Annotated in this window: 21 protein-coding genes and 1 pseudogene; 8 read left to right on the top strand and 14 right to left on the bottom strand. The window is 39.8% G+C overall.

Annotation, left to right across the window (positions count from 1 at the left end; translation table 11 throughout):
• Nucleotides 1–122 precede the first annotated feature (122 nt).
• Complete coding sequence (locus tag OCV36_RS20910) at nt 123–1,544, bottom strand: endonuclease/exonuclease/phosphatase family protein (RefSeq protein WP_167853011.1); 1,422 nt, start codon at nt 1,542–1,544, stop codon at nt 123–125.
• A 279-nt stretch (nt 1,545–1,823) separates the two neighbouring features.
• Nucleotides 1,824–2,966: an acyl-CoA desaturase gene (locus OCV36_RS20905; protein ID WP_135455116.1), complete on the bottom strand. Its 1,143-nt coding sequence runs from the start codon at nt 2,964–2,966 to the stop codon at nt 1,824–1,826.
• A 166-nt stretch (nt 2,967–3,132) separates the two neighbouring features.
• On the opposite strand from OCV36_RS20905, the gene OCV36_RS20900 reads away from it, so the two are divergent.
• Nucleotides 3,133–3,678: a GNAT family N-acetyltransferase gene (locus OCV36_RS20900; RefSeq protein WP_135455114.1), complete on the top strand. Its 546-nt coding sequence runs from the start codon at nt 3,133–3,135 to the stop codon at nt 3,676–3,678.
• A 137-nt stretch (nt 3,679–3,815) separates the two neighbouring features.
• Here the strand turns inward: OCV36_RS20900 and OCV36_RS20895 are convergent, their stop codons facing one another.
• Both OCV36_RS20895 and ylqF read right to left on the bottom strand, forming a co-directional pair.
• Nucleotides 3,816–4,841 carry a GGDEF domain-containing protein gene (locus OCV36_RS20895; RefSeq protein WP_135455112.1) on the bottom strand — a complete coding sequence of 342 codons (1,026 nt, stop codon included), beginning with the start codon at nt 4,839–4,841 and terminating at the stop codon, nt 3,816–3,818.
• A gap of 264 nt (nt 4,842–5,105) precedes the next feature.
• A complete protein-coding gene (gene ylqF, locus OCV36_RS20890) occupies nt 5,106–6,050 on the bottom strand; it encodes a ribosome biogenesis GTPase YlqF (protein WP_135455110.1) in 945 nt (314 codons plus the stop codon).
• A gap of 363 nt (nt 6,051–6,413) precedes the next feature.
• On the opposite strand from ylqF, the gene OCV36_RS20885 reads away from it, so the two are divergent.
• Nucleotides 6,414–7,103 (top strand): hypothetical protein, encoded by a 690-nt coding sequence (locus OCV36_RS20885; protein WP_210114708.1) that lies wholly within the window; start codon nt 6,414–6,416, stop codon nt 7,101–7,103.
• Nucleotides 7,104–7,554: 451 nt separating this feature from the next.
• On the opposite strand, the gene OCV36_RS20880 is transcribed toward OCV36_RS20885, so the two are convergent.
• The 7 genes from OCV36_RS20880 to OCV36_RS20850 all read right to left on the bottom strand — a co-directional run bounded on the left by OCV36_RS20880 (nt 7,555) and on the right by OCV36_RS20850 (nt 15,846).
• Entirely contained in the window at nt 7,555–8,715 is a 1,161-nt protein-coding gene (locus OCV36_RS20880; RefSeq protein ID WP_135455108.1) for a DUF3500 domain-containing protein, read from the bottom strand.
• 262 nt (nt 8,716–8,977) lie between these two features.
• On the bottom strand, nt 8,978–9,982 hold the full coding sequence (locus tag OCV36_RS20875; protein WP_135455106.1) for a DUF2955 domain-containing protein: 1,005 nt from the start codon (nt 9,980–9,982) through the stop codon (nt 8,978–8,980).
• A 9-nt stretch (nt 9,983–9,991) separates the two neighbouring features.
• The gene (locus OCV36_RS20870; RefSeq protein ID WP_135455104.1) at nt 9,992–11,041 is read right to left on the bottom strand and encodes an HlyD family secretion protein; all 1,050 of its coding nucleotides are present in this window, start codon (nt 11,039–11,041) and stop codon (nt 9,992–9,994) included.
• A gap of 102 nt (nt 11,042–11,143) precedes the next feature.
• Nucleotides 11,144–12,097: a c-type cytochrome gene (locus OCV36_RS20865; RefSeq protein WP_135455102.1), complete on the bottom strand. Its 954-nt coding sequence runs from the start codon at nt 12,095–12,097 to the stop codon at nt 11,144–11,146.
• Between the two features lie 149 nt (nt 12,098–12,246).
• Complete coding sequence (locus tag OCV36_RS20860; RefSeq protein ID WP_135455100.1) at nt 12,247–12,903, bottom strand: O-methyltransferase; 657 nt, start codon at nt 12,901–12,903, stop codon at nt 12,247–12,249.
• A gap of 2 nt (nt 12,904–12,905) precedes the next feature.
• On the bottom strand, nt 12,906–13,730 hold the full coding sequence (locus OCV36_RS20855; RefSeq protein WP_135455098.1) for a heme/hemin ABC transporter substrate-binding protein: 825 nt from the start codon (nt 13,728–13,730) through the stop codon (nt 12,906–12,908).
• A gap of 49 nt (nt 13,731–13,779) precedes the next feature.
• Nucleotides 13,780–15,846, bottom strand: a complete 2,067-nt coding sequence (locus OCV36_RS20850) for a TonB-dependent receptor domain-containing protein (RefSeq protein WP_135455096.1) — start codon at nt 15,844–15,846, stop codon at nt 13,780–13,782.
• Between the two features lie 315 nt (nt 15,847–16,161).
• Here OCV36_RS20850 and OCV36_RS20845 point away from each other — a divergent pair.
• Nucleotides 16,162–17,312 (top strand): IS3 family transposase gene (locus OCV36_RS20845; protein ID WP_226980827.1). Its coding sequence is split into 2 segments (ribosomal slippage): nt 16,162–16,405 and nt 16,405–17,312, totalling 1,152 coding nucleotides; the frame shifts between segments, so codons are not numbered across the junction.
• Nucleotides 17,313–17,556: 244 nt separating this feature from the next.
• On the opposite strand, the gene OCV36_RS20840 is transcribed toward OCV36_RS20845, so the two are convergent.
• The gene (locus OCV36_RS20840; RefSeq protein ID WP_135459245.1) at nt 17,557–20,616 is read right to left on the bottom strand and encodes an efflux RND transporter permease subunit; all 3,060 of its coding nucleotides are present in this window, start codon (nt 20,614–20,616) and stop codon (nt 17,557–17,559) included.
• Nucleotides 20,613–21,377, bottom strand: coding sequence for an efflux RND transporter periplasmic adaptor subunit (locus OCV36_RS20835; protein WP_135459243.1), 765 nt, complete (start codon nt 21,375–21,377; stop codon nt 20,613–20,615). Before OCV36_RS20835 ends, OCV36_RS20840 begins: the two co-directional genes overlap by 4 nt.
• A gap of 218 nt (nt 21,378–21,595) precedes the next feature.
• On the opposite strand from OCV36_RS20835, the pseudogene OCV36_RS20830 reads away from it, so the two are divergent.
• A pseudogene (locus tag OCV36_RS20830) lies at nt 21,596–22,355 on the top strand (IS5 family transposase).
• A 104-nt stretch (nt 22,356–22,459) separates the two neighbouring features.
• Here the strand turns inward: OCV36_RS20830 and OCV36_RS20825 are convergent.
• The gene (locus OCV36_RS20825) at nt 22,460–23,179 is read right to left on the bottom strand and encodes a hypothetical protein (RefSeq protein ID WP_135459241.1); all 720 of its coding nucleotides are present in this window, start codon (nt 23,177–23,179) and stop codon (nt 22,460–22,462) included.
• A gap of 46 nt (nt 23,180–23,225) precedes the next feature.
• Between OCV36_RS20825 and OCV36_RS20820 the strand changes: the two genes are divergently transcribed.
• The 4 genes from OCV36_RS20820 to OCV36_RS20805 are packed head-to-tail and all read left to right on the top strand — an operon-like array spanning nt 23,226 to nt 26,808.
• Nucleotides 23,226–23,687 carry an Hpt domain-containing protein gene (locus OCV36_RS20820; protein ID WP_135459239.1) on the top strand — a complete coding sequence of 154 codons (462 nt, stop codon included), beginning with the start codon at nt 23,226–23,228 and terminating at the stop codon, nt 23,685–23,687.
• Nucleotides 23,677–24,858 (top strand): EAL domain-containing response regulator, encoded by a 1,182-nt coding sequence (locus tag OCV36_RS20815; RefSeq protein ID WP_135459238.1) that lies wholly within the window; start codon nt 23,677–23,679, stop codon nt 24,856–24,858. Before OCV36_RS20820 ends, OCV36_RS20815 begins: the two co-directional genes overlap by 11 nt.
• Nucleotides 24,839–25,426 carry a response regulator transcription factor gene (locus OCV36_RS20810; protein WP_135459236.1) on the top strand — a complete coding sequence of 196 codons (588 nt, stop codon included), beginning with the start codon at nt 24,839–24,841 and terminating at the stop codon, nt 25,424–25,426. Before OCV36_RS20815 ends, OCV36_RS20810 begins: the two co-directional genes overlap by 20 nt.
• Entirely contained in the window at nt 25,423–26,808 is a 1,386-nt protein-coding gene (locus OCV36_RS20805; RefSeq protein ID WP_135459234.1) for a GGDEF domain-containing protein, read from the top strand. Before OCV36_RS20810 ends, OCV36_RS20805 begins: the two co-directional genes overlap by 4 nt.
• Nucleotides 26,809–26,912 lie beyond the last annotated feature (104 nt).

Raw genomic sequence — 26,912 nt, 5'->3', positions numbered from 1 at the left:
GGTAAAGATTGGCTAGATCCAATTACTATGGATACTTTAATCCATAATTAAAGCCAGTCTCTTTAATAAAAAATGTCCGACTATAATAGTCGGACATGGATGATAGAGTTTATTCGAAAGTATTAGTTGTTGATTTCTGCTTTAATCCAAACCATACGGTGGTCAGAAGATATGTCCTTACCGTTTCCGTAATTACCTACACGTTCGTCATTCATTAATAGACGGCCGTCTTCGAACGTTGCTGGCCAGTAAATACCAGAGTCTGAAATCGTTAGGTTTTCTGATGGTACAACATGATCAAGGCGTAGTCCGCTCGTGCTGGTCACTTGACCAGGGTATGGAGTATCCCAGTTTGCTTCTTTACATTCGCCAAGAGCTAGACATTCTGGGCCACCAAGGCTGGCAGGTGCTAATGGACCGAACGTCGCTAACCGGTTAACTTTGTCGTGGTCCATCAGTGCATTGATTGCTGTCAAATCACCATCACCTTTAAGAGGGTCAGCGTTAAGGTCGCCCATAACAACGAATTTAGCGTCTGTACTTAATCCGCCAGTCACGCCTTTATCGTCGTACATGTAGCTTTGACCTTCGATGTAATCGACCCAGAAATTAACTTCATCTGCATTTTGAACCTTGTTCTTACCCGTGTCGAAAATAGGTGGCGTTGGGTGAGACATAAGTAGGTGAATCGTCTCTGAGGTACCATCGTCTTGAGGGATTAGGATCGGTGCGTCAACGTGGTTTTTAGAAGAAAGGCGAACTTCTGCCCACTCTTCAGCAGTATACCAGTCGTCACCACACTCCATGCCATCTGGGATAGGGTTCCAAGAATCGTTACAGTTGGTGATAGTTGGCATGGTAGCCGAAGGCATATCGCTCCATTTGAACTTTTGGAAAGTACGAATGTTGTCGTGATCAATTTCATACATAGACATTAGAGCGAACGCATATTGTCCGTGGTAGGTACCAAAGCCCCATGCATCGCCTGGTAGTTGCCCCGGATTACCGTCATTATCTAGGTCAAAACCAAATTCGTTTAAAAGGCCAGTGTTGGTCGCGAAGTTGGCAAAGTACTGGAATACGATTGGATCTAACTGAGTGCCGTCTTGATCAAAGCTATTTGAATTTTGAGATACAGATAGGTAGTTCAAGCGGAAACCGATAAGAGCATCGTTATTTTCAGCGGTACCATCGTTGTTAAACTCCGCCATCATGATTACTTCTGGGCGTTCAGTCTGGATGATTGCAGCTACGTTACGAATCTGGATTACTTTAAGAGCGGTGGCTTTGGCTTCTTCAGACAAAGTATCATTTTCCCAGCCTTCAACCAATGCGTCTTGCTCTAGCTTAGTCAGTTTCATTTCAGCTACAAGATTTTCGTAGGTATAACGGTCAAAAGACAGGTTGAATACGGCGATTTTAGCTTCTGTAGAAGATGGTACGGTTGGTTCTTGAGGGTAGTAGTTATTAGTTGTTTCGTCACCGCAACCAAATAAAAGGGAAGTAGAAATCGCTAGGGTTAGGGATGATTTTAACATTTTCATATAATGGGTCCGCTAATTGCTGAAAGAATTTTGGGACGCGCATGTTATGGGATGGATATCGTTCTGTAAGTGACATTTGTCACAGCAAGCTCTACAGGTTGACATCTTGTTGCAGTGAAAGTGTGACATTTGGAACTAGTGTCTGTTATTTGAATAAAGACTTAAAATTCATGTATTTAATTAGATCTGTGAAATAAAAAAGCCCTCATAGCAAGATGAGAGCTTTTGAATAAGAATCAAACAGCGTTGTTATTGGGGTGTTAAGCGTATGGTTTTGCCTTAAGCATATTGTTCCACTGTCATCGCCCAATTTCTCTTTTGCTGTTCGAAATTCATTTTGATTTGTTGGTAACGAACCTTAAGTACAGAATGCTCGTATTTCTTCACAACGTCTTCGCGTTTACTTTCAAGTAGCTGCTTTTTAACTTCGTAGTATTCGTTCATATTTGATACGAGTGCATCGAACTCTGCCTGAAGCTTATCCGCGATTTGTTGTTTGTCGGCACGGTGCATGATTTTCTGCTGTGTGCGTTTAAGTAGCATTGTCGCTTCTGCTTTTTCGATGCGAGCTTGAGGCGTTTTCTTAAGCTTACTTGCTAAGCCCATCAATGAAGCACTCTTAATCAACCATTTGGTTGGATCGTATTGCCACCAGTAAATACCGTTGCGGTAGTCGTTCTCAAAGATGTGGTGGAAGTTATGGTAGCCTTCGCCAAAAGTGAGTACTGCCAACACACCGTTATCACGGGCAGTATTTTTGTCAGTAAAAGGTTGGCTACCCCAAATGTGAGCAAGAGAATTAATGAAGAATGTAGTGTGGTGGTTAAGTACCAAACGAACCGCACCCACGATTAGCAACATACCAATCACATCGCCATAAATAACACCTAATGCGATAGGAACACCAATGTTCATCAGTAACGCTAGCAGAACGTAGTGCTTGTGCTGCCACATCACGATTTTGTCTTTTTTCAGGTCACGACAGTTTTCGTAATCTGTATACATTGCAGTGTTGTAGTTACGGATCATCCAGCCGATGTGTGAGTACCAGAAGCCACGTTTGGCTGAGTATGGGTCTTTGTCGTTGTTGTCGACATGCTTATGGTGCACACGGTGGTCAGAAGACCAGTGCAGCGCGCTGTTTTGCAGAGCAAAAGCACCACCCAAAGCAAACAAGAATCTTAGGCTTGAATGCGCTTCAAACGCTTTATGTGACCATAAGCGGTGGTAGCCTGTTGTGATGGATAGATTACAAAAAGTAAAACAGATCGCTAGCCATATCCAGTGTTCCATACCATAGCCAAAAAAGTAGCCATAAACGGGAGCCGCGACAACAGCAAGCAGCATACTAGAAGAGAATACAAAAATATTTAGCCAGATTAACGGTGGCTTTTTGGTTGATGGTTTGTCGGCACTATTCATTAGCAAATTTCCATTGGGCTTACATCTGTGCGCTAGAATATCAGCGTACACGTGTAAGTCAATATTGAAAGTGTAAACGTGTATTAGTATGTTTTGCTTAAATATTGTATAAAGGTAGTGTGAAATGTAGTAGCAAGTCATAAATGGAAGTACTAAGGGCTAATAAATGGAAATTAAGGTAGCTGAATATAAAGATTATGAGCGGATTGCCCAATTACACGCGGATAGCTGGAAGCTATATTACCGTGGCATTCTTGCTGATGATTACCTAGAAAATGATGTTTTGGAGGACAGATCTGTTATTTGGCAGACTCGTTTGATTAATCCTCCTTTCAACCAACATGTTTTATTGCTTGAAGAAGGTGGTTTACTGGTTGGTTTTGTCTGCGCGTTTGGTAATCACAATTTTGAACGTGGTACGTTCATTGATGCATTACATGTAGACAACAATTACCGCGGAAGAGGTATCGGCAAACGTTTACTATCTGAACTGACTAAATGGTTACAGCAATATTATGCGGATTCGGGGCTTTATCTAGAGGTGATGTCTGAGAATCACCAAGCCATTGGTTTTTATCAAGCTATTGGTGGGAAAGTAGAGCTAGAAAAGGTTTGGAATGCGCCATGTGGAAGTCAAATTACCGAGAAAGTGATCTCTTGGAGTTCTCCACAAGAGCTAGAGAAAAATACGATGAGTACGGTATTCTCCTAAAACGAGCATATACGATTGACGTACCGTGTTTGAGACCAGATAAATGAAAAAGCCCCAGACTGATTAAGTCTGGGGCTTTTTGTTTTTAAGCTTCGCATAGTTGATAAAGCGAGTTTGGAAGTACAGGAAAGCTATCTTTATTCCGTCCATGAAATGCAGTTTCGTCCATTTTTCTTTGACAAATAAAGAGCTTGGTCTGCATCGTTAATCAATTGCTCTACAGAGCCTAGTGCCTGAGAAACGTGTTTAATTCCGATTGAAACGGTTACTTCAAATCTGAGTTTATTGGCGCAAGTTAAGAGATGTTCTCCAAGGGTTAGAATATTTGCTTTGTTCTCACCTTGTATGATAATCAAAAACTCTTCGCCGCCGTAACGAAAGCAAGTACTGTGTTTTGGTAACGTACCTTGAATCGCTTCAGCTAGATCTTTTATGACAAAATCACCAGTTTGGTGGCCGTAAGTGTCATTGATTGATTTGAAGTGGTCGACATCGATCATGATTGTGGTCATTGAAAGTTGTCGGTCGATATTAGGTTCGATAACTTGATGCAAATATAATCGGTTGTAACAACCTGTTAGCGCATCTTTATATGAAAGAGCTTCATATTCGTTAGACTGTTTGCGCAGTTGTATCGCTTGTTTACGCAGTTGTTCTGATTGAGTAAAGCGTTTATGCACTTCAAAATCTCGTCTCAAACAAGCAGCTGCAATCAAGATATAAGCGGATATATATACTGAAATAGTTTCAATTTCATGATTAGGTTCAGCGGCATACAAGGACGGTGATAGGCCAATAATATAGCTCAAAAATATAAAGGTAAGTGCCGTTATACTGTAACGCGCCGACATTCTTGAAAACGTACCCACATAGATCATGACGAGAATGATGCCACCTTGATAATCAAAATCCCCTAATTCGATAGCGAAACGGCCTACGTAAACTAAAAATAGAGCACTGATGATTAAAAATGCGGCTTCTAACCTTTGCAACGAACTGGGGCGGTATTTAATGCAGTAGGATGCGCTAAACCACATGGCAATAACGATTATTGCTCTAAGAAGAGCTGGCATGATGCATTCAGCGCCGAAGTGTATGAGGTCGGTGACTATGAATGCAAAAAATATTGTGATTGGTATGTAGATGGATTTTACGTACGGCAAATAAATTTCATTGTCGAAATAGGTTTTAAATCTCTGATTTTTGAACCCAGAATAAGCACGCATTGAGAAGTTAGCCGAAATTGATACACAATAATTTGCGTAGTATGTCACAGTGTTTGTGATTGTAAACGGCAGTTTATATCGATTTGTCAGTATGTTAGCTAGATCAACAAACGTTGAGGGGGAATATTCACGTTCTACCGAAAATAGAACGTGGATATCTTAAAGGCTGGTGTAAGAGTGGTTTATAGAAACTAGCGGAGATTAACGCTTGTTCTTTAAGTAACGCTTACGGCGTTCTTCTTTTTTCTTTATTTGTTGCTCGGCTTTTAGCGCAGCCGCTTCTTCAACTTCGACTAACTCTTTAGTAATCATCTCTGGTAGCTCTAGCGTTACTTTACCTAAAGTACCGCTGCGAAGTTCGTGAAGAAGGATTTCAGAACATTTGTGAATGTCTATATGACCACCGGCTCGAAGTGCTCCACGCTTACGACCAATAGCTTCCATCAATTCGATGTCAGACTCTGGTAGTTCTTCAATTTGGTAACGTTCTTTAAGTAGGTTCGGGTACTGTTTCGCTAGGTACTCCACCGTGTAGAAGGCCACTTCATCGTATTCCATTGCTGTATCTTTAACAGCGCCAGTAGCAGCTAATCGGAAGCCACTGTGTGGGTTTTCCACTTTAGGCCAAAGAATTCCAGGAGTATCAGAAAGGATTACGCCATTCTGAAGGTTGATGCGTTGTTGACGACGAGTTACAGCAGGTTGGTTACCCGTTACCGCAATCGTACGTCCAGCCAAACAGTTGATGATGGTCGATTTACCCACGTTCGGGATACCCATAATCATCGTTCGAATGTTCTTACCCATTTGTTCACGGTGCGGTGCTAGTTTACGAACTAGTTCCATGACATGGTTAACTTCTTCTTTTACGCTGGTGGTAATAGCAATCGCTTTAACGCCTTGCTCTTTCTCGAAATGATCAATCCAAAGTTGAGTTAATTCCGGATCGGCAAGGTCGCGTTTGTTCAACACTTTTACACAAGGCTTATCGCCGCGCAGTGAGGAGATCATTGGGTTTTCGCTACTAAACGGAATACGAGCGTCCAGTACTTCGATGATCACATCAACTTGTGGGATAACTTCTTCGATTTCTTTACGGGCTTTATGCATGTGACCCGGAAACCATTGAATGCTACTGTTAACCATTTGAAAATATTACCTTTAATTTTTAGTTGTTTCATGTGGGGTACAAAGTGGGGTACATAAGATTTGATAAGGAAATCACAATACGTGTACTGTTTCGTCGCCACAATAAACTTTGATAAAGAGATCTTAACACTTTATAGGGTTAGCGTGAATCGAATAACAGGTGTGAAGGCGTAGAGAGTATTTAAAATAAATCTATAGGGACGATTGCGATAGATAAAACAGATAGAGACCAATACTTACCACCCTTGGTTGCGACAAACCGGATTTAGTTCCACGGAATTACGCAACAAAGCCCATCCACATTTCATACACATGTATAAAGTATATTTATTGTAATTCCTATAAATATCTGGTTGAGAAATGAAATTATTTGCAATAAAAACGTTCCTTCTACTTACTTCGATAAGTGGTTTTTCTTTAGCACAAACTTCTGAGACACAACTTCCTGATGATAAATTCTCATTTTTTGTAACAAGTTCAACTCATAATGGAGACTTGGGAGGCATTAAAGGTGCTGACTCAATATGTCAACAACTAGCCCAAAGTGTTGGTTTTGACCATTTACGTTGGCATGCATATCTCAGCACTGACGGATCTAGAGAGAGTCCCGCAATAAATGCGAGAGATAGAATAGGGCAAGGACCTTGGTACAATTACAATGGGGTGATGATCGCCGAAAATGTTGCTGATCTTCATGGTGATATCCAAAGAGATAGAAATCTGATAATGCAAAGTACAGCTCTAACAGAAACCGGCAATTTAGTTGCCGGAAGAATCAGAAATAAAGGTATAGCCAATGAACACGATATGCTCACTGGATCAGACTCTCATGGGCGAGCATTTCCAGCTGGAGCAATGAGATATCATAATTTAACATGTGACAATTGGAGCTATTCAGGTCCTGATGGTCAGGCGATGGTTGGTCATCATGACCGGATGAGCTCATGGAATACATCTTGGAATTCTTCTCATGCAACAAGTGGATGTACTTTGGAAAAATTCAATGAAACTGGTGGCAGTGGAAAATTTTATTGCTTTGCTCAAAAATGAGCACATAAAAATAATCATAGTCTACGAATGTTATCTAGCTGAACGTTTAATTTATTAAAAATAGAATAACGATACTAATTGTTAATATTTTTACGGATAGGTGTCTAATACCTTTTAATGCAAAAGTCATATGAAAATCATGGTTAGGGTATGTTGATCTTTGCTATGCACTTCATGGTCAGCAATATATGAAACGGGGTGGTTCTACCTCTAAATTTAATTACGCAACAAAGTCCCTTAAATGAGCAAAGCTTTGACCCCGATATTATTGAAGCCGAAATATGGCCTGTTGATATAGATGAAGTGATAATTACCTAAACCGAATTGATTAGTCTTGAACATCGTCGTAGGTGTGTAACAACGTAGTGGAGGCCATGTAGGGTGCCTAACACCCTACATGGATATATTTGACAAGATACTAGAGTAGCAATGTAACTATGCTGGCATAGAGTTATTGTTTTTCTGGTCGAATCCCTTTTGTGTGGTGTTCACTAATATGAGTTTGTAACCAGTCTTCACCGTAATCATTTGATGGATCGCGAACAATTGTATGCGGATGTGTGTTCCAGTCGAACCCTGTTCGTTGATCAACGAAATCAATAAGTATGCTGGGGCTATTAACTCTAAAAAATACTTGTTCGCTTCCGTCGCTAGGTCCCATCCACATGAAGTAGATGTTTTCCCATCCGTCATTTCTAATTTTATCTAATTGACCGTCTGCGACATCATGATCTGCATTGTGCACATATTCTTCTATAAGAATCCAAAGAAGCTCTTTCTGCTGATTGTTTAGCTGATCACCTCTTATCCCCCTTTTTTGAATTTCACTATCTTTACTTCCTGGACCAAAAAAGTCTTTCGCACCATATTTAGTGAACGGTACAGAGTCGTTAATAATAGCAATAGATTTTTGTTCTGAATCTAGATTATTTAACAGCTCATATCCTCTACGTCGTTCTTGTGGCAAAAATTGATAACCCGCCTCAGCTCCGTCACTGATTACTGCGGGATCTGAACCATAAAACATGGGAACGAAGGTTGCTTTACCATCTACTACCGTAAAGTTTGCAGCTAAATGGTGACCGGTGAGCATATAACCCCATTTACTTTCGTTTCTAGGGTCTCCATAAAAGGAAACCCAATAGTTGTTTGCTCCTAGACTCTGATTTTTATTGAAAAATTTTTCAGAGAGCAGTTCTCTATTCTCTCCTTCTTTCTTTAGTTCATTATCACCTTGAATAGCTGCCCAAATTTTGTAATAACCTTGAGAGCTCGTTGATGATATCAATAGTTGGTGTAATTGATGGCGTTGTTCTACAGAGAGCCTACCGATAGGAAGTCCGTTCCTCGCTTGCGAGTCTACTGGTGCATTTGTCCAATAAGTCCGGTTACTACTGTCAGTAAATTTATATAGTATGGCGCTTATTTGACTGTCACTGAAAGTATTGAGTAATTTATTAGCTTCTGTTGTCATTTGGTTTGAGCTGCTTACACTTGTAGGGAGAGCTTCTTCATGAATATGGTCAGCATGTGCTAAGACAGTGGAAGCGTAGGTGGTATTTAGCAACGCAGCTACTAATAGGGAATGCTTGATAGGATTTAACTTCATCATTTTCTCTCTGTTATTTCGTTATAATATCCCACTTATTTTATATAGGTGCTGTGTATTTTATGTGAATCTATAACTCATGTTTATCAATATTCAAGGGGGAGGGATGCGGAAATTTGTCTGTCTGTAGGTATAGCATGGATTCGTAAGCTTTCGTGAGATAGTCGATTAGCTAAAGATTTAAAAGAGTACTAAAGCATCTTCAACCCAAAGAGGAGAGTCATTGAGTTGAAGATGCTTTATGAGTAATGACTGGTGTGTGATTCTAGCTTGTTGTTTCACTATTCCAAGCTTTTGCAATGAGGTGATATAGCCCATACAGTATGGCCAATGTTACAGTAAGCTCCCAAGCTCGCAAAAACATATTCTCAATACCAGGATTAATGTTAGTCATATAAAGTTGAATTGGTAACATCGTTGCTAATAACGCGTCAGCATGAATGTCTATGGCAGCACCATGAGCTTTTGCCATTGAGGCGCTGATAAATAGAGCTAATCCGGCTAATCCTAACGCATAATATCCGATTGTAGATTGATGCCCAGCCATTATGATGGTAAAAACGATGGCAATAGCACAGCCTCCGACTTGTGTTTGAAAGCGACGGTCTACAACGGAAGCAAAACCATGACGAGTTGTTTGTGTTGCAGCTGCAATTACGGGCACCATACAAAAAGTCGCGGAAATTATGTCAACAATCATCAAAAAGCCAACGCCTGTACCGATTAGAATTAATGAGATAAGGCGGCTTTGCATGCTTACAGGAACGGGTGTAGGCATGATTGGCTTACTGGTTCGTTTTACTGGAAACAATGCGACCATTCCTTTTGCAACCACAGCCGTAATCACCATTGCCAGAAAAATCTCATGAATTCGCATTGGCATATCCATATTGGTATGTTCTGCAAATACAACGATCAAAATCCAGTTAAATGTGGGCATTAACATTTGACCTAATTTAGCTGGCGTATCGGCTCTACGCCGCATCCAATCAAAAAACAAAAGGCTAGTAGTCCAGATGATAAAAGGGTGTTCTGAGAATATTTCTGATACAGCAAGCGCGGCAGATGCGGCTGCGAGTGTTGGTATAAACATTCTAAATAATCCTACCCAAGAGTAGTCTTTCCCTTTGGTCATAACAATGGTTGGGTAGAGAGCAAAATACACGGGCGAATCAAAGTTAAATAGTTGGCCAATTAGCATGCAGATGGTAACAGTAAGTGCAACTCTCAGTGCTTGATTACGTTTGTTGGTAGAATCAAAACTGAACATATTTCGTCCTTAGTAAATGTATCTGAACATTGCAACTAAATGTATCCATACATTTCCAATGTAGCTGAGGATCGTATTGTTACTTTGTACAATGACGCTCGCGCGAGATCCAGAGATGAGAACAGGGTTGAGTTCATTTACTTTAATTCGGGTACGTACTTTTTGTTGTTCGCGGATCCAACGTGAATCGTTGGTGACGCTAGATAGTTGTCCATTGGCGTTTTCTGTATCTCGAATTGCACGCTCTTGATTTTGAATAGTTCCTTCAAATACCCGTCCAGGCAAGGCGTCAAACACCACAAAGACAGGTCGTCCTACAGTTAGTTTATCTAAGCCTTTTTCATTAAAATCAGCACTTACCCACGCATTTTTTTCGTCTATTACGAATAAAGCGGAAGTTCCTTGAGTAATATAACTGCCTGCTTGTAATTGTAGGTTGGTTATGACGCCTTGAGTCTTTGATATGACTTGGGTGTGTTCAAGATCTAGCGTTGCATTGGCGAGTTTAGCTTCAGCTAGCTCAATCGCGGCTGTATGATTTTGATTCGACAATTCAGCTTGAATGCGTTTTACCTCAGCATTTGAGGCTTCAATTGCACTGTTAGCAACTTTTTTGTCTGTAAGAGTATTATCTAAATCTTGCAATGTAATTAAGCCTTTACTCAATAATGCTTTATTTCGTGAGTATTTTCGATTGACATTGATATATTCAAACTCTCGTTGACTGAGTATTTGTTCTGCTACTACAAGTTCTTGCCACTTTGCGGAATCGGCTTCTTGAGCTTGATGTAATTCAGCTTGAGCCTGCTTGACCATTATTTCATAACCTGCTGAATCTATGTTAAATAATGGTTCTTCAATATGTATTTGTTGCCCATTTTTTACCAATACATGCGTAATTACGCCAGAGACTTCAGGAGCAATATTAGCAATGTTACGATGTAGCGATGCTTGAGTAGTAAAAGGAGAAAGGTTGTCCGATGTAACTAAAAATATGGAGAAAAAAACTGTTGATAAAAATACGATGTAAATTAAATATTTATATATAGTATCTTTCAATTGATATACCTATTTTTTGGTTATTGTGTGATTGCTTATCAATAGATCGTCAGTATGGAATGAGGACGGATCGGTTGTAATAGGGCAGAGTATATTGTTCGATTACAACGGAAGTGAACTTAGGTAAGCGGCAATATCAACAATGTCACTGTCTGAAAGCGAAGCAACGACAGGGGCCATCATCACAGATTGACTTGAGTTTCTTGTACCACCTTTAAAGCCATGTAATTGACGAACAGTATATATACCGAAGTTACCTGCAATAGCAGGCCCGATGGTTGATCCATCTAATTTTGCACCATGACAACTTGCGCAAGGGATTGTTTTTCCGTTGCCCGTTTTTACCAAGGCTTCGCCGCGCTGAATACTGCCTACAGGTACATAGCTAATGAACTCTCCGTAAGGGGCTCTTTTGTGAATAGTCGTTTTATCCTTGGGTACTTCAATGATCTGGCTACCGATTGGTTCTTCGTTTGGTTTGCTTAGATCTATCTGACGCATTCTAGTTTCGTCAACATAGGTTTTTGGAACAAATTGAACTTCTTTAACAGTTATCACGGAGGCGGTCTTGAGGCTTGCAAACCATTTAGACACTTCTTGCATCTCTGCCTTTGTGAGCAATGCCGCCATTCTGTTCATGTGGCCAGAATAATCTACACGCTTTCCTGAGGCAAAAGCTTCCAATTGTTGAACCATATAAGTTTCAGATAATCCGGACAAAGTAGATGATTCAGGGTGGCCTAACCCCGACGCTAGATGGCATGAAGCACAAGCCCATACTTTAGGCTTTTTACCAAACTGGACGATTTCCGGCATTGGATCATGTTGTTCTGGAAACCAATCGGGAGCACTGAATTTGTCATCGATTTCATTTTGCGAATATTGTAGATTACTTCCTAACAGTTTTTGCTTTTTATCTGTATCTTGAATGTTGTTTTCATTAGCAATTCCTCTTTCGGGAGTCGCCCATTTGGGTGCTCCAATAATAGAGTTGTCTGCCACTGCCACTGAGCTGAAAGCAAGGCTTGTGATTACCAGAAAATCTTTTAAATTCATATTTAACCTATCTTCACGTTTAATAATTCAGGCTAATACTAGTTTTTAATCTGTCGATAAAATGTCAAATAGATTATAAAGATTAATGAGCTACAGCCTCCTATTAAGCAAGTTGGAGGCTGAAAAACTAGTTTATGAAAACATCAAAGTCATTTTTTAACAATTAATAGCATTCCATCCCCTATAGGGAGGAGCGTGGATTCAACACGAGTATCTTTAGCCACTTTATCGTTTAATTGACGTAATGCAGATATGTCTTTGTCATGTCGCTCAGGTTGAGCTACGGTACCTTTCCAAAGAACGTTATCAATAATGATTACTCCACCACTTTTTAATAACTGATAAGATTTTTCGTAATAGGTGTCATAATTAACTTTGTCTGCGTCAATAAATGCAAGGTCGAATGATTTTGAATTGCCAGCTTCAATCAAGGAGGTTAAGGTTTGAGACGCATCTCCTAGCAACAATGATATTTTGTTTATTACATCTGCTCTTCGCCAATATTCTTTAGCGATTGTTGTCCATTCTTCGTTGATATCACATGCAGTAATATGAGCATCACTAGGTATAGACCTCGCTATCACAGTCGAACTGTATCCGGTAAAAACCCCAATTTCTAAGACTTTTTTGGGCTGATAGAGTGCTAGTAATGTTCGCAAGAATTGTGCTTGATCTGATGATATCATCATCTTACGTCCAGTCTTTTGATAGGTAACTTCTCGCAGGGTTGATAACAATTCGTCGTCTTGATTATTGTGATTGGTTACATATTGATTCAGTGCATCAGTAAAATTTAAGTATTTCATCGTTATTTTCCATATATTTCTATGAATAGCTTTTTAGCCGTTTTCATGGTGTTAATTCCAAGATTGGTATGTGAAATTGGAATCGTTGTGATTCTTCTGTTTTTTCCCGCTGGTGTTGCTGAAATTGCTGGGATACTGAAAAATCGATCTTTATCGCTGTCGTTAGAAAGTGCTTTATCAACTGTAATAATTACATCAGGGTTAATTATTATGATTGATTCTGGTGTCATAGGCTTGACGCCCTCAAAGCTTGCAGGGTTAATCACTCCGGCCATATTCATGAGAAAATCAACGGGTGTTTTTTTTCCAGCTATTAAAAGTGAGTCTTTACCATAAAGGAAAATAGCTTTGCGAAAGGGAGGCTTTCTTGTCGCTCTGAGTCTTGATAATTCATTTAACTCGGCTGCTAAACTTTTAATAAGAATTTCCCCCTGTTCTGACCTATTTAAAAAGTCAGATATTTCCTGTATTTGGGTGTTTAGTTCATTGATGTTTCTTGCTTGCTTTAGGATGAGTGTTTTTGTTCCTGAACGCTCTAGTCGATGGTTCAAAGTAGTATCTAAATATTTATCATCACTAATAAATAAGGTGGGTCGTAGAGAGATAATACCTTCTATGGATAGTTGACTCGGATGGCCTAATATTGCATTCGCCTTTGCTTCCGATGGGGATGTGCTTGTTTTATCCGACCCTATAACCTGATCACCAGCTCCTAGGGCATATATGATTTCAGTTATATTACTCCCTGATGAGATGATACGTTCGCTAGCGTTTACAGCGACAGAAAGTGAACAAAAAAACAATAATAAATAATTTATTTTTTTCATTTTATATACCAATAGGTCTGTGCCCAAAGTATGAGCACAGATTGTGTCATTAGAATTGATAAGACAAATCAATATTCAGGCTTCGGCCTTCTTCGTAATATTCAGCTTTCGTATTTGCTCCACTGTCGTTTTGAATGGCGTAAGCTTCGTCAAATAAGTTAGTAATTGACATTGATAGAATCATGTCTTCAAGATTTGAAGGTATGTACTCCGCATATAAATCAACGGTTGTCCATGAAGGAACACTTTGACGTTCACTTTCAGGGATAGGAACAATTATCCCACCACTTTCTATCGAAGCTGTTGGAACTCGATGGCGCTCAAGGGCATGTGTTACAGCTCCCCCGAGTAACCACTCATTGTTTATTTGATTATTGAGACTAAATATGAATTTGTCAGACGGTATATCAGATAAATAAAGACCTGTTTTTTTATCTTCACCTATGGTCATGGCGTAAGATGCCGACGCATCCCAATTCTCGTAGGAATACTGAGTTAATAATTCACCACCTCGTAAACGTATTTGATCTCGGTTTACTTTAACGCCATCTTTATAGTTGTTATCGGTATAATCGGTACCGATATAATCTTTAATATCGTTTTGGAAAACATTGATTTTTACTAGTAAGTTATCGCTCGGACTGAATGTAGAATCATTGTCAAATGTGATTCCTATTTCTTTGTTTTGAGAACGCTCTGATTTGAGATTTGGATTCGGCTTAAATCCACGACCTGATGTAAATAACTGAGAAATTTGGGGTGCGGTTAAGGCTTCATCGTAAGCAACAAATAATTCTAGTTGGTCAGTAAACTGTTGGCTAATTCGTAAACCCGTTGACCATTGGTTTTCTGTTCGACCATTGCGTAAAAGAGCTTCGCCTTCAAATTCTGCATTTTTAGACTCTACGTAGAACTCGTCATAACGTAAGCTCGGAGTAATCGTCAAACCATTACCAATGGTCATTTGAGCATTCAACCACGTAGCAAGTAAATGGGATTTTGCGGAGGGTTCACTTTGGGCTGACTCGTCAACCCAGCTGCCATTATCTAGGGTTTTGATCGTACCTGTGTGAGTAGTGAAGTGACCAGATAGCCCGTAGTGAAATAAGGTTTCTTTAAATAGTTGGTTTGATATAGTGTTGTTAGTCAGACTAAAACCGTATGAATCATCGGTAACGTCTTGGGTATCTGAAGCTATTGCTTCTGTAACATCTGTATACTCAACCGTGTAATTGTCAACTTGGTTGATATAAGCATTCGCGTGTAAATCTAACCAATCATTGCTAGAAGGGTTATTGCTGTAGGTCAATACAGCATTGGTATAATCGCGGGTATTGAGTCCATAGTCTTGACGGACTTGATTCCAGTCTGAGTTGTCCAAGTAAACGCTAAGTTCAACCCTCTGTGCCTCAGTAAGATTGTAGCCTGATTTAAATAGATAAGACTGGTTTTCTCCTGCTGTTTTATAGTAACTGTCTTCTCCATTCGCCGAATAACCACCACCAATGCTGTATGGCTCACGAGTGCTATCTAGTACTGAAAACAACCAGTCAAAGTTGTCATTAACACCATATAATGATGCTGAAATATTGGTTTGCTCATTATTGCTCCGGTATCCGCTTCTCACCATTCCCCCAAATGACTGACCGTATTTCAATAAGTCTTGCGCAGATAGAAACTCTAATTTAATGCCTCCTGCCGCAGCGCCCGAAGAGGTTCCGTTTGTAACCGTTGCACTTTTTAAAAAGCTAGGGGCAATAGCCCAGCTTCCTTTTTTTGAATGAGAATAGCTTTGTCTCGCTCCGTCAATAGTGACAGTTGCATGGTGTTGATCTAGCCCGCGGATTGAAAGGCTCTTGACAGAAGATGTAGGACCGCCGATGACTTCAACATTTGGAGAATTTTTGAATACATCAGTGAGTGACTGTGCATTACTATTTCGAATTTCATTCTCAGATATCGTATCGATGGATTGAGACGTATCTGCTGGGCTACTTATTCTGGAACCAATAACAGTAATTTTTTCTAAGTAGAATGTTGGAACCTCTGTTTCAGCATGGGCTACTCCAACTGATAACGCTGTGGCAATAGATAAAGCGGTGTAAGATAATTTCATATTTAAACCTTAATACTAATGTTAATAATTATCATTGGTATTAATATGTCATTGTTGTTGTGAAAAAAATGTATAAATTAATATGTTATTTATAAATAACGCAGGATGCACCATTGTGTTTGTTTAGTTTGATGTTGTTTTACGAATGATAGTGCAGCAGCCCTTGGTGAGCACAGACAATTTTGATTATAGGTTTTTGTTTGATGGTATTAAGGGGAAATAAGATATGTCCATTACAGCTATTATGACGAAATGATCCGCACCAGAAGTTTTGGACACTGAGTTAAGTGAGTACAATCACTAACGAGGTGAACAATGACAACTAAGAAAACACGAATTAAACATGCTCCTGAATTTAAAGCCGAAGCGCTTAAGTTAGCAGAGAAAGTCGGTGTCGCTGCCGCCGCACGACAGCTTTCGCTATATGAATCTCAAATTTATGGGTGGCGTAAAGCCGTCAAAAAAGATGCGAAAATCAGCGATAGAGAAAAGGAACTAGCCACTGAAAATGCCAAACTCAAACGATTATTGGCAGAGCAAGCTGAAGAGCTAGATATCGTAAAAAAGGCCGCCACCTACTTCGCGAAAAATCTAAAGTAGATTGCTATGAGTTTATGCTCGAACACCTGATGCAGTATAAGGTTGTCCGTATGGCTAAGGTGTTTGGGGTTTCTCGAAGTGGGTTTTATTATTGGATTGATAATCGGCATAAAGTCACCCAACGCAACGAACACCGAAAGCAGCTTGATAGCAAAGTTCGTGAAGTCTTTGATGATAAAAAGGAGCGTGATGGTGCAAGGCGCATTCAAAAAGAACTTGAAGAAAATGGTAATAAACACGATGTAAAAACCATCGCCGCGAGCATGAGGCGTCAGGGGTTAGTTGCGAAGGCCGCCCGTAAATTCAAATGTACGACAGACAGTAAGCATAGACTTCCTGTAGCCCCGAATTTGCTTGAGCAAGACTTTAATGCGACAGCACCAAACCAAAAATGGGCTGGAGATATCACTTATCTAGCGACAAGCGAAGGCTGGATGTATTTAGCCGTTGTTATCGACTTGTACTCACGGCAAGTAGTTGGTTGGTCAATGAGTACCAGAATGACCGCAACTCTGGTCTGTGATGCGCTATCAATGGCATTGTTCCGCAGAGGCATGCCAGAAGAAGTGATTATCCATAGTGATAGAGGTAGCCAATATTGTTCAAAAGACTACCGCGACTTAATCGCAGCTCATAATCTAAAGCAAAGTATGAGTAGGAAGGGAAATTGCTGGGACAACGCTTGTGTTGAAAGCTTTTTCCACTCAATGAAAGTAGAAGCCGTCCAATACGAGTCGATAATGACCCGAGAAGAGATGCGTCAAGCACTCTTTGAATACATCGAAGTTGATTATAATCGAACAAGAAGGCACAGTGCTCTTGGGTATCTAAGCCCAGTTAACTTTGAAAAACAATATGTCGCTTAATGCGGTGTCCAGTCTTACTGGAGCAGATCAAAATCGAAGATAAAAAAATGATTGGGTGGTATGTCGGCAATGCCAAATGTTGGTTTTAATTTTTATCGAGCTTAATGGATTAAAGATAATAAATTAAATCAAGATAATGAGAGGAGACTAGTTTTAAGTATTTTGTCTTGTTGAAAACACATCAAGCAGTCAAAAATTAGACTGCTTGATGTTTTCTTCTTGTTGGAGTGGTTAAATCTATATGCTATGTCTTAGTGTTTACAATATTTAGTTCTTGATTACTTCGTAAATCGGTGGAGTCTTGGTTTTGGTGCTCTGTTAATCTTGTGACCCATAAATAGATTGAAGGAACAATAGTTAAAGTGACAATCAAGGAAATTACACACCCCCAACCAACAACTAGTGCCATTGGTGACATATAGTTATCATAGCCTCCAAAACCATACGCAAGTGGGATTAAGCCAGCAACTGTTGTGATCGTCGTTAAACTTATAGCTCTTGCTCGGCTTTGCGTTCCTTTGATCACAAAATCTACCGTAGAAAGTACTTTCCGATCATTTTTACTATCTTTTAGGTGCCAGACTAGAACTAAACTGTTGTTCACCATAATCCCAATTAGGGCAATCATCCCTATGATAGAGAAAAAACTTAGAACTTGATTATGCAAGAATAGGATAAATAGGGCACCACCGATACCAAACGGGATAACAGCTAGGACAATTAATGACTCGATGATGTTATCAAATAACAAGAGTAAAATTATAGCTATCCCGATAAGAGCTAAAGTAATAGCGATGATAAAGCCAGTTTGAGCCTCTTGAGTTTCTAAAATTTGCCCCATAGGCACAATGCGTGCACCACCGTAATCCTTGTTAGTAAATTCAGCTTGAACCTGCTCAAAAACCGATATTGGATCGGTTAATGTAGAGTCAACACTAGAAGACACTCGAATGACTCTTTCACTATTAAAGTGGTCAATAGTAGCGGTAGCTTCACTGTACTTCCAACGTACGAGTTCTTTTAGAGGCACTAGGCGACCGTCTTGAGCTCTTACAGCTATGTTGTCTAGTTCTAGTAGCGTTTTATCGTTATCTTCTAAAGTAACGCGAAAATGCATTTCCTCTTTACCGTTGAAAATACGAGTAACACGTTGCCCTTCAATTGCGTATTTTATGATGTCACCTACTTGAGTGGCACTGATACCATAGTACTTTAACCAGCGGTGTTGCAATTTAACTTCAATCTGTGGGCTGGGCTCACTAGTGTCACGTTTAACACGGCGTGTTCCGTCAAGTGAGCTAAGGTAGAGAGTAAGATCATCAGCAAGTTGTTGCCTGCCTTCATCTTTGCCACCGACAACTCGAAGATCGATGGGACGACCAACTGGTGGTCCGCCGCCATCAATATCAAACTCAACTTGGCTTAGCCCTTCGATTGCTTGGATTTGATTTTCCCAATCTTCAACGATTTGCTCTGCCAATCTTTCACGATCATTTGGTGGGGTTAGTGATAGAACCCAACTACTAGTTGGTGAGCCTACCTCACCAAACCAATAGCTGACTTCTGGCGTTGCTTTGAAAATAACTTCAAGCTTCTGCGTTTGTTGCCATACATCGTCAAGTGAAAGCTCTGGGTCAGCTTCAGCTTGAACTTCAATTAAGTAAGCACCGTCCGTTGGAAAAAACAAATAGCTGATGTTTTTATACGATAAAGCACTAACCGCTAACATTGAAATAACGGCTAGTGGCAGCACTAACTTATAATGAGAGATGGTAACTGCAATGACTTTGTTCATGGCGTTAAAGTTCAAGCGTTGCTCTTGCTTGAGAGAGGCGCCTTTTTTTAGAACACCTTTCAAATGAGCAGGGATGAAAAATAATGCGTCTAAGAAAGAGAAACACAGAGCGATCACAACAGTGAGGGGGATCACGTACATTAAGTTACCAGTGTTTCCCGGAAAAAATAGCAATGGAATAAAAGCGACCATAGTCGATAAAATACTAGCTAAAACTGCCGGGAAAACACTTTTCACGCCTTCTACAACTGCGTAATCTATATCATGACCTTCTTCGACTAATGAGACGATCTTGTCGCTTACTACAACGGCATCATCAACGATGATACCAATGATTAAAATCAGAGCTGATAGGGTGAATACATCGAGGATCTGGCCGAAAAATGGCAGTGCCGCTAATGTTCCGAATATACAAACAGGAATTGAAATAGCGACCCAAAATGCGACACGCTTATTTAGAAAAAGCGCGAGTACAACAAGTACTAATGCCAAACCGATTAGACCATTGTTTTGTACAATAGTAGCTTTCTCTTGAATGTCAGCGGATAGATCTGAGCCAATCGCGAGAGTGTACTGTTCTCCTAAGTTAAATTCCTCTTGCTCTAGTAATGCTTTAACTGCTTGAGATGTTTTAATGACATCCGCGGTCTCATTGGTTCGTAAGTCAAAAAGAATGCTCTTTTCACCATTAATTGACCCATAAGATGACCCTTTTTCAAAACCATCCACAATGTCACTTGTCACGTCCTTAAGCTGTAAGCTTGGGCTAAAAGAGATGAACAACTCTTGTAGTGATTGAAGTTTATTGAGCTCTTCACTGGTAACTAGTTCGGGATTATCTTTAAGTTCTTCGAGTCGACCACCACTAATCAGAACGTTTCTTTCTGCAATAATAGTCGCAACGTCATCAATAGTCAGACCATACCGTTTAAGGGAAATTGGCTCTAACTGGATGATGAACTCTGGTGTGCGTAGGTCGATAGCGTGAACTTCACCAATACCATCTAAGCGTCTGAGTTGTAATTCAAGGTTTTTGGCTTTATCTCGTAATACGCCGTACGGGACGTCTCCAGAAATACCTACAACCATAAAATCTAAGCTGTATGATTTTTTGATAGATAACATTGGAGCGTCAGTCACGCCTAAAGGGAGGTCGGAAACACGAGCTATGGCATCTCGGATATCTTGATACACTGCATTGGAGTCAGACACATTAGTATTGAGTTCAAAAGCAATGTCCGACACACCATTCTCTGAGGTCGAGGTAAAACGCTTTATACCAGAGATCGACAATAATTCTTTTTCAATTTTACTGGTTACGTTGCTTTCTATATCAAGTGCGGTGGCTCCTGGGTAAGTGGTAACAATGTTACCTTCTCTCATATCAAAGCGAGGCTTTTCAGCCAATGGAAGGTTAGAAGCTGTCCAAGCTCCAATCGTAATAATGAATAATGTCAGTAGTTTTGCAGCAAACCTACGTTCAAGAAGGAGTGATATCAACTTATTCATTTCACCGCCTCATTGAAGTGTACATACGCTTCCATTCCTGGATAAAGCTGGTTGTGGGTATTATCTAGTGTTACTTTAACCAAGAACCCAGGGTCGTTATCTTGCTTTACTGGAGAGAATGTTGACACTGTTCCTGATAAGGTTTGTTCCGTTGAAGGAATATAAACGCTCACATTGTCACCTTTTTGAAATTGGTCAAAATCAGTTTCTAAGAGGTAAAATTGAACTGTTAATTTTGTTAAGTCGGCAATGGTATAAAGAGGGTCACCTATAGAGATAAATTGACCTACTTCAACTGAACGTTGGGTAATAAAGCCGCCAAATGGTGCTTTTAGTGATGCTTTATTGAGTGTGCGCTCGGCTATTTTATATTGAGTTTTACTAATGTTGTACTGAGCTCTACTGATGTTAGTGACACGAAGTTGTTCTTCAAAGTTACCTTTAGAAATACCATTACTTTTCAAAAGGGACTGGTAACGTTGGAGTTGTTTCTCTTGAGTTTCTAGCTCCGCATACTTCACGTCTATGTCGTATTTCGCTAATTCCAAATTCAATGAATAATCAATTTTTGATATTGAAAGTAGTGGTGATTCAAGTGTTACGGTATCACCATTATCGACGTTGAATTGACCGACTACTCCTGTAACTTCACTTTTGACTATAACCGTTTTTTCCGGAGCAAGTTTACCGACGACATAGTCATCAGCGAATGTGTTGAGGGATACTGAACAAAGAATCGCAACAATTAAGCTTTTTTTCATATAACTGCCTGTGAAAAGAGATCGATATGATTTTTTACGACCAGAAAAGATGGTGGCGATAATAAACTAAGCGTTGTGAATAAATAATGAATAAACTATTTGATGACTTTTATATTGAATTGGACTGTTACATAATTTCGAATGTGTTGCGTAATTCAATGGAACTAAATCAAGAACCTACGATCTGATCAGCTACGTTCACTACCTCTCGTAGCTCTATGCCTAAACCCCGTTACAAAACAACCAATTACTTATTAACCGTGGCTCTCTGACCTTTTGGATTAATGAAGAGGGAATAAGCGGGTGGGCACAAAGCAAACAGAATAAGCGCGGTAGCCCACGTCGGTTCAGTGATTTAGCTGTCACGATAGCACTCATGGTGAAACGAGAGGAGCGATACAACACCTAGCCATTGATGCGACTGGCTTTAAGATTTATGGCGAAGGTGAATGGAAAGTCAAAAAACACGGGGCGGATGGCAAGCGTAGAGTCTGGCGAAAGCTTCATATTACAGTCAATGCAAGCACTCATGAGATCATTGCTGCCGAGCTAAGTTTATCAACGGTTACAGATGGAGAAGTACTCCCGAACTTACTGAAACAAACACGCCGAAGTATCCTTGAGGTGTCTGGTGGTGGCGCTTACGACAAGAGAGCGCGTCACGTTACTATTAAGATTAAGGGAGCCATTGTGCTTATTCCCCCAAGAGAAGGGGCAGCCTTCTGGGAGCGTGGTCACCCTCGAAATCTCGTCGTGGGTTGCCAGAAGTTATACGGCTCAAATAAGTATTGGAAAGAGCGGTATGGATACCACAAACGTTCATTGTCAGAAATAGCGATGTATCGAGTTAAACAGTTGCTAGGAGGGAAAATAAGCTTAAGAAATTACAATGCCCAGGTGGATGAAACTTACGCAATGATAAAAGCGTTGAACAAGCTTACTGGGTTAGGTATGCCTGAAACTTGTCGTATTGATTAAGGAATACACGAAAGGGGGTAGCTCTATCTCTAAATTTAATTACGCAACAAAGAGATTTATAGGGGTATAACAAAGTTGCCACCTAAAAAGGCGGACATTTTATATTACAAATTTTTTATTTTATCTATAAATTCATAATCTTTAAGATCTGAAGATAGTTGATTTCTACACCATGCGTACATTTTAATCTGAAATTCGATAGTTGTTTTTTTAAACCTATCACACAGTAATGTAAACTCAGGAAATATACATATTGTTTCATCGTCGAGTAGTTCTGATTGATAGTACTTTGAAGAATTAGTAGAAATCCAACTTTTTACATGACTAGTGTCGAAATTATGGCTTTTTAATATAGATTTAGCGCGTAACTTGGACAGTTGGTCAAAGTATACCACGCGGTTAAATCGATATTGGCAACTATATTCCTTATTATAAGCTATCACATAGTTAATAATTCTGAGTTGATAAGTTCGCCCCTGTTCTTCTGGTATAAAATTTGAACTAAAAATAAGGTCAAAGCTACCTAATTGAGGGGGTGAATTTGTGCTAAATTTACTTATTGAGAAGTCTACTATGCCCATAGCTGATAATTGATTTATTATTGGATTTACTATGTTGTTTGAAATCGAGTCTTCAATTGCAATAGAAACACTTGATGACTGTTCAGCTTTGTTTAAGTTTTCATCTAATCTTCGGTATAGTGCCAAAATTTTTTTAGTATGTGTGAGCAAAATATTACCATGACTAGATAACTCAAATTCAGGAGAGTTGATAAACGTTTTTTCTTGCTTGTAATGGTTCACCTCATTAGTGATTATTCTCACTTAACTCAGTGTCTAAAACTTCTGGTGCGGATCAATAAAAACCAGTGTGAATTTTAAGGACATTGTTGTTATAGGTATTACTGCGGAAGATTCTCGAGTCGCTCGTGAGAAAACCAAGCATATTGCGATTGATGATATTCTTTATAAGCCATTCAGCGTGTCTAAGCTGTTAGCCATCTTGGGGAAACATGCTAGGCCTTCTGTTCTAGTTCCCACTTGGCTAACTCGATTTGACAAAAATGACGCAATCGCAGTGGCCAACGTATTTATCGATACTATGAGTCAAGATGTCGAGAATATCGATTTCAATTCGCCAACCATAAACCGAACGATCCATCGAATAAAAGGGGCGTTAAACGCAGTCGGTGCAAGTGAAATTTCCGCCCTGTGTCAAGACATTGAATGTTGTAAGCCAAAAGCAAATAAAGAAAAGTTAGAGAAACTGGTCGGGGCCATTGTGTCGGAAATTGAATTTACAAAAACGTGGTTAAAAGCCAATGAACACTAACCTTACAATCATGATTGTTGACGATCACCCGATTCATCTCGTGTTGCTAAAACAGCTGTTAACTAAGTTAGGCTGCAAGGTCACCGTTTTTGATAACGCGTTAGAGGCTTGTGAAAGTGTCACTACTACAAATTACGATATCATCTTTTGTGATATTCAAATGCCAGTTCATGACGGAATAGACATGATGTTTATGTTGGACGAAGTAAATTACCAAGGCAATGTTGTCTTGATTAGCTCCGTGGAACTGACAGTGATTTCAGCTATTCGTGCCATGTGCGAAGGCTTTCCATTTGATGTGTTAGACATCATTGAAAAGCCATATACCCAAAAGTCGATTGAAGATGTGCTAGCGATGAGACTCAAGTCAGCCACCACAGCTTTTCCTGCGAGGAAGAAGATTGAGGTAACTGACGAAGAGTTTCTGGTTGCATTAGCAACAGGGCAAATACAGAACTACTACCAGCCTAAAGTTGACTTTGTTACGGAGCATTTGTCGGGTTATGAAGCGCTGGCGCGATGGGTGCACCCTGAATACGGTGTGCTAACCCCAGACGTGTTCTTGCCTATTGTGACTCGATGTAAGTTGTCAGCAGAGCTGTTTGATACCGTTTTAGACAACGCGCTAGATGACATTAAAATTCGAAATCTGGACAAGAAAATCGCCATTAATGTTGATCAGTTCAATTTAGAAGACAGCGACTTTGCTCAAACCTTTATTGCTCGATGCCTAGAGCGAGAGGTGAGCCCTTCGGCATTCATTATCGAGATCACCGAGCGTGACACCTACCGTAACAGTGTCTCTTTGTACAAGAACCTCACTAAGCTGAGGGTGAATGACGTGACTGTATCGATTGATGATTTTGGGACGGGTAATTCGACCTTGGAAAAATTGGCTCAACTGCCGTTCAACGAAATGAAAATTGACCGTTCGTTTGTTTTTGAAATTAAAGGGGATCAAAAAAAGAAGAATATCGTTTTATCAATATGTGGCTTAGCGAAAAACCTTGGCATTAAGCTTGTCGCTGAAGGGGTGGAAGACCACGAAACTTGGTCTTTGCTAAAGGAATACGGTGTGGAAGTGTGTCAGGGATATTTCGTGTCAAAGCCATTGCCGTTAGAACTTGTCAAAAATATAGATATAGATATTAATGAACTGTTTAATCTTTGATGATCACCCTCTGGTTTGTGTTGCGATCAAATCACTTGTTGAATCTTCCCCCCACATTGCTCAAGTCAACGTGGCTTCAGATTTGAAAACTGCCAATGATTTTGTTCGTAAATCAAACATCGACTTACTGATCCTTGATGTGAATCTAAATGATTGCGATGGCTTCGATTTTTATCGCCGTATTAGATCGCATGGTTTCAAAGGGAGGGTGGTGTTCTATTCTGCCGAAACCAGTGCTTACTACAGTGAAATGGCGTTCAAAGTAGGGGCTCATGGTTTTGTGTGCAAGTCTGAGCATTACAGCGTGCTCAAAGACGCGATTGAAGCTATTGCAAAAGGTTACTCGTTTTTTAAAGAGGTTAATGACCCACAGAAGGCCAAATTAGCTCTTAAGCTCTCTGCTCGTGAAGCGACGGTTGCAAAGTTATTGTTGAAGGGGATGACTAACAAAGATGCAGCCGAGTTTCTCTCTATCAGTGAGAAAACAATCAGTACTTATAAAAGAAGGATGCTTATCAAGTACAGCGTTGACAGTATTGTCGAGTTGTCGAGAGTGATTGAATTATGACGACCAAACGAATCATCAAGTTGATGCCAAAATTTAAAATGGCGACGATTTCATTAATTTTTTCATCATCGCTCTTTCTATTGCTAATAGTGACTTTTGGTGCTTCTACGATTAACAATGATATCAAAATGTTCGACTTGAGCACATTGAAGTTAGATAAACACAAAGAAAATATAATCCTGTTTAGCTTGTTCACTGAATCTCAAATTTACCACACATCAGGTAAGGGACTCTATGACGTGGTTAGTGTTGATGAGACCAACTTTAGTAATAGTATTTTTACATTGAGTGACCCTGAACTCAATCGTTCTGAAGTTATAGTTAGAAATATTATGCATAAAATCTCATACTACAGAAGCCTAGGAGATGACAGTAATAATTTTGTTTACTTCTATCGTTCATATTCTGGACTCAAGTACATTTTCCCGGATAAGTTAGAGAAACTAACACCTATAGAAAACTTTCTATCGTCAGATATTTGTAGTGGTGAAGAGTTGTGCTCCACAAAGGTCAAAGAACATCAATTAGCAGATAGAGTGATTATATCGCCTCCTCATACCGATGTTAGAACTAATGAAGAAGTCATTTCGATTGTCGCTCCTGTATATGAAAGAGGGGAAATCATTGGGGACTATGTATCGAACGTTAATATTGGAGACTATCTAACCAATGGTTTAGAGATTAGCTATGAAAAAGTAAATGATATTAATAATTTAATTGTGACATACCCTGGTTATCCCTATCTCAATTTTAATCACTCTAAAACGGTGGTTGCGGATAACGAAACAACCTATACGTATCGTTATCCGTATTCAAAGTTGTTTATTGATTACTGTTGGGTGTTTGTCATATTATTTTTGGCGAGCCTTAATTATCTGTTCTATGTAAGCAAAGCTAAGATTACTAAAGACGAATTGGTGGATGCAAAACACACGGCGTTAAAAGACGAACTGACAGGGTTGTATAATCGTCGAATTTATAACGAGCCGTCATTCAATCAAGCAGTACTAGGCAAAGCTTGTTCGGTTATCGCCATTGATGGTGACCAAATCAAGAAGATCAACGATAACCTTGGTCACAACTGGGGTGACGAGGTGATTCAACATATCGCTCATTCAATGAAAGACGTTTTCCGCCGTGATGATTTCTTGGTAAGAGTTGGCGGCGATGAGTTTATCGTCATCATGCCGAACTGCAGTTTTGAAAATGCTAAGAAAGCATCGGAGATTTTAAAAGCACAAGTGACAGAATCTAAAGTTGCTTCATTGGGTTTTGATGTTTCGGTGAGTGTTGGGGTCGCATTTAAAGGAGCGAGTGAGTCTCTGGAAAGTGTACTCCATAAGGCTGATGAAAAGCTTTATGAGCAAAAGGCGCAGCGCTAATCGAGAATCTATTTCATCTAATCTATCGATTTAACGCTTCGTTATGTGAGATGGAAGTCATTTATTATTGCTAGTGGAAAGGATAACGTCAGCAATGATTCACT

It is taken from the genome of Vibrio echinoideorum (assembly GCF_024347455.1).
GTDB classification, from domain to species: Bacteria; Pseudomonadota; Gammaproteobacteria; order Enterobacterales; family Vibrionaceae; genus Vibrio; species Vibrio echinoideorum.
The sequence above is the reverse complement of the archived record's forward strand: the minus strand, read 5'-3'. Positions and strand labels throughout refer to the sequence as shown.

Coding starts and splice junctions, on each gene's coding strand:
- OCV36_RS20840 (WP_135459245.1), bottom strand. CDS start 20,616: ATGAATAAGTTGATATCACTCCTTCTTGAACGTAGGTTTGCTGCAAAA.
- OCV36_RS20910 (WP_167853011.1), bottom strand. CDS start 1,544: ATGAAAATGTTAAAATCATCCCTAACCCTAGCGATTTCTACTTCCCTT.
- OCV36_RS20835 (WP_135459243.1), bottom strand. CDS start 21,377: ATGAAAAAAAGCTTAATTGTTGCGATTCTTTGTTCAGTATCCCTCAAC.
- OCV36_RS20875 (WP_135455106.1), bottom strand. CDS start 9,982: ATGTTCAGTTTTGATTCTACCAACAAACGTAATCAAGCACTGAGAGTT.
- OCV36_RS20855 (WP_135455098.1), bottom strand. CDS start 13,730: ATGAAAAAAATAAATTATTTATTATTGTTTTTTTGTTCACTTTCTGTC.
- OCV36_RS20815 (WP_135459238.1), top strand. CDS start 23,677: ATGAACACTAACCTTACAATCATGATTGTTGACGATCACCCGATTCAT.
- ylqF (WP_135455110.1), bottom strand. CDS start 6,050: ATGGTTAACAGTAGCATTCAATGGTTTCCGGGTCACATGCATAAAGCC.
- OCV36_RS20905 (WP_135455116.1), bottom strand. CDS start 2,966: ATGAATAGTGCCGACAAACCATCAACCAAAAAGCCACCGTTAATCTGG.
- OCV36_RS20865 (WP_135455102.1), bottom strand. CDS start 12,097: ATGAATTTAAAAGATTTTCTGGTAATCACAAGCCTTGCTTTCAGCTCA.
- OCV36_RS20810 (WP_135459236.1), top strand. CDS start 24,839: ATGAACTGTTTAATCTTTGATGATCACCCTCTGGTTTGTGTTGCGATC.
- OCV36_RS20900 (WP_135455114.1), top strand. CDS start 3,133: ATGGAAATTAAGGTAGCTGAATATAAAGATTATGAGCGGATTGCCCAA.
- OCV36_RS20860 (WP_135455100.1), bottom strand. CDS start 12,903: ATGAAATACTTAAATTTTACTGATGCACTGAATCAATATGTAACCAAT.
- OCV36_RS20885 (WP_210114708.1), top strand. CDS start 6,414: ATGAAATTATTTGCAATAAAAACGTTCCTTCTACTTACTTCGATAAGT.
- OCV36_RS20850 (WP_135455096.1), bottom strand. CDS start 15,846: ATGAAATTATCTTACACCGCTTTATCTATTGCCACAGCGTTATCAGTT.
- OCV36_RS20880 (WP_135455108.1), bottom strand. CDS start 8,715: ATGATGAAGTTAAATCCTATCAAGCATTCCCTATTAGTAGCTGCGTTG.
- OCV36_RS20805 (WP_135459234.1), top strand. CDS start 25,423: ATGACGACCAAACGAATCATCAAGTTGATGCCAAAATTTAAAATGGCG.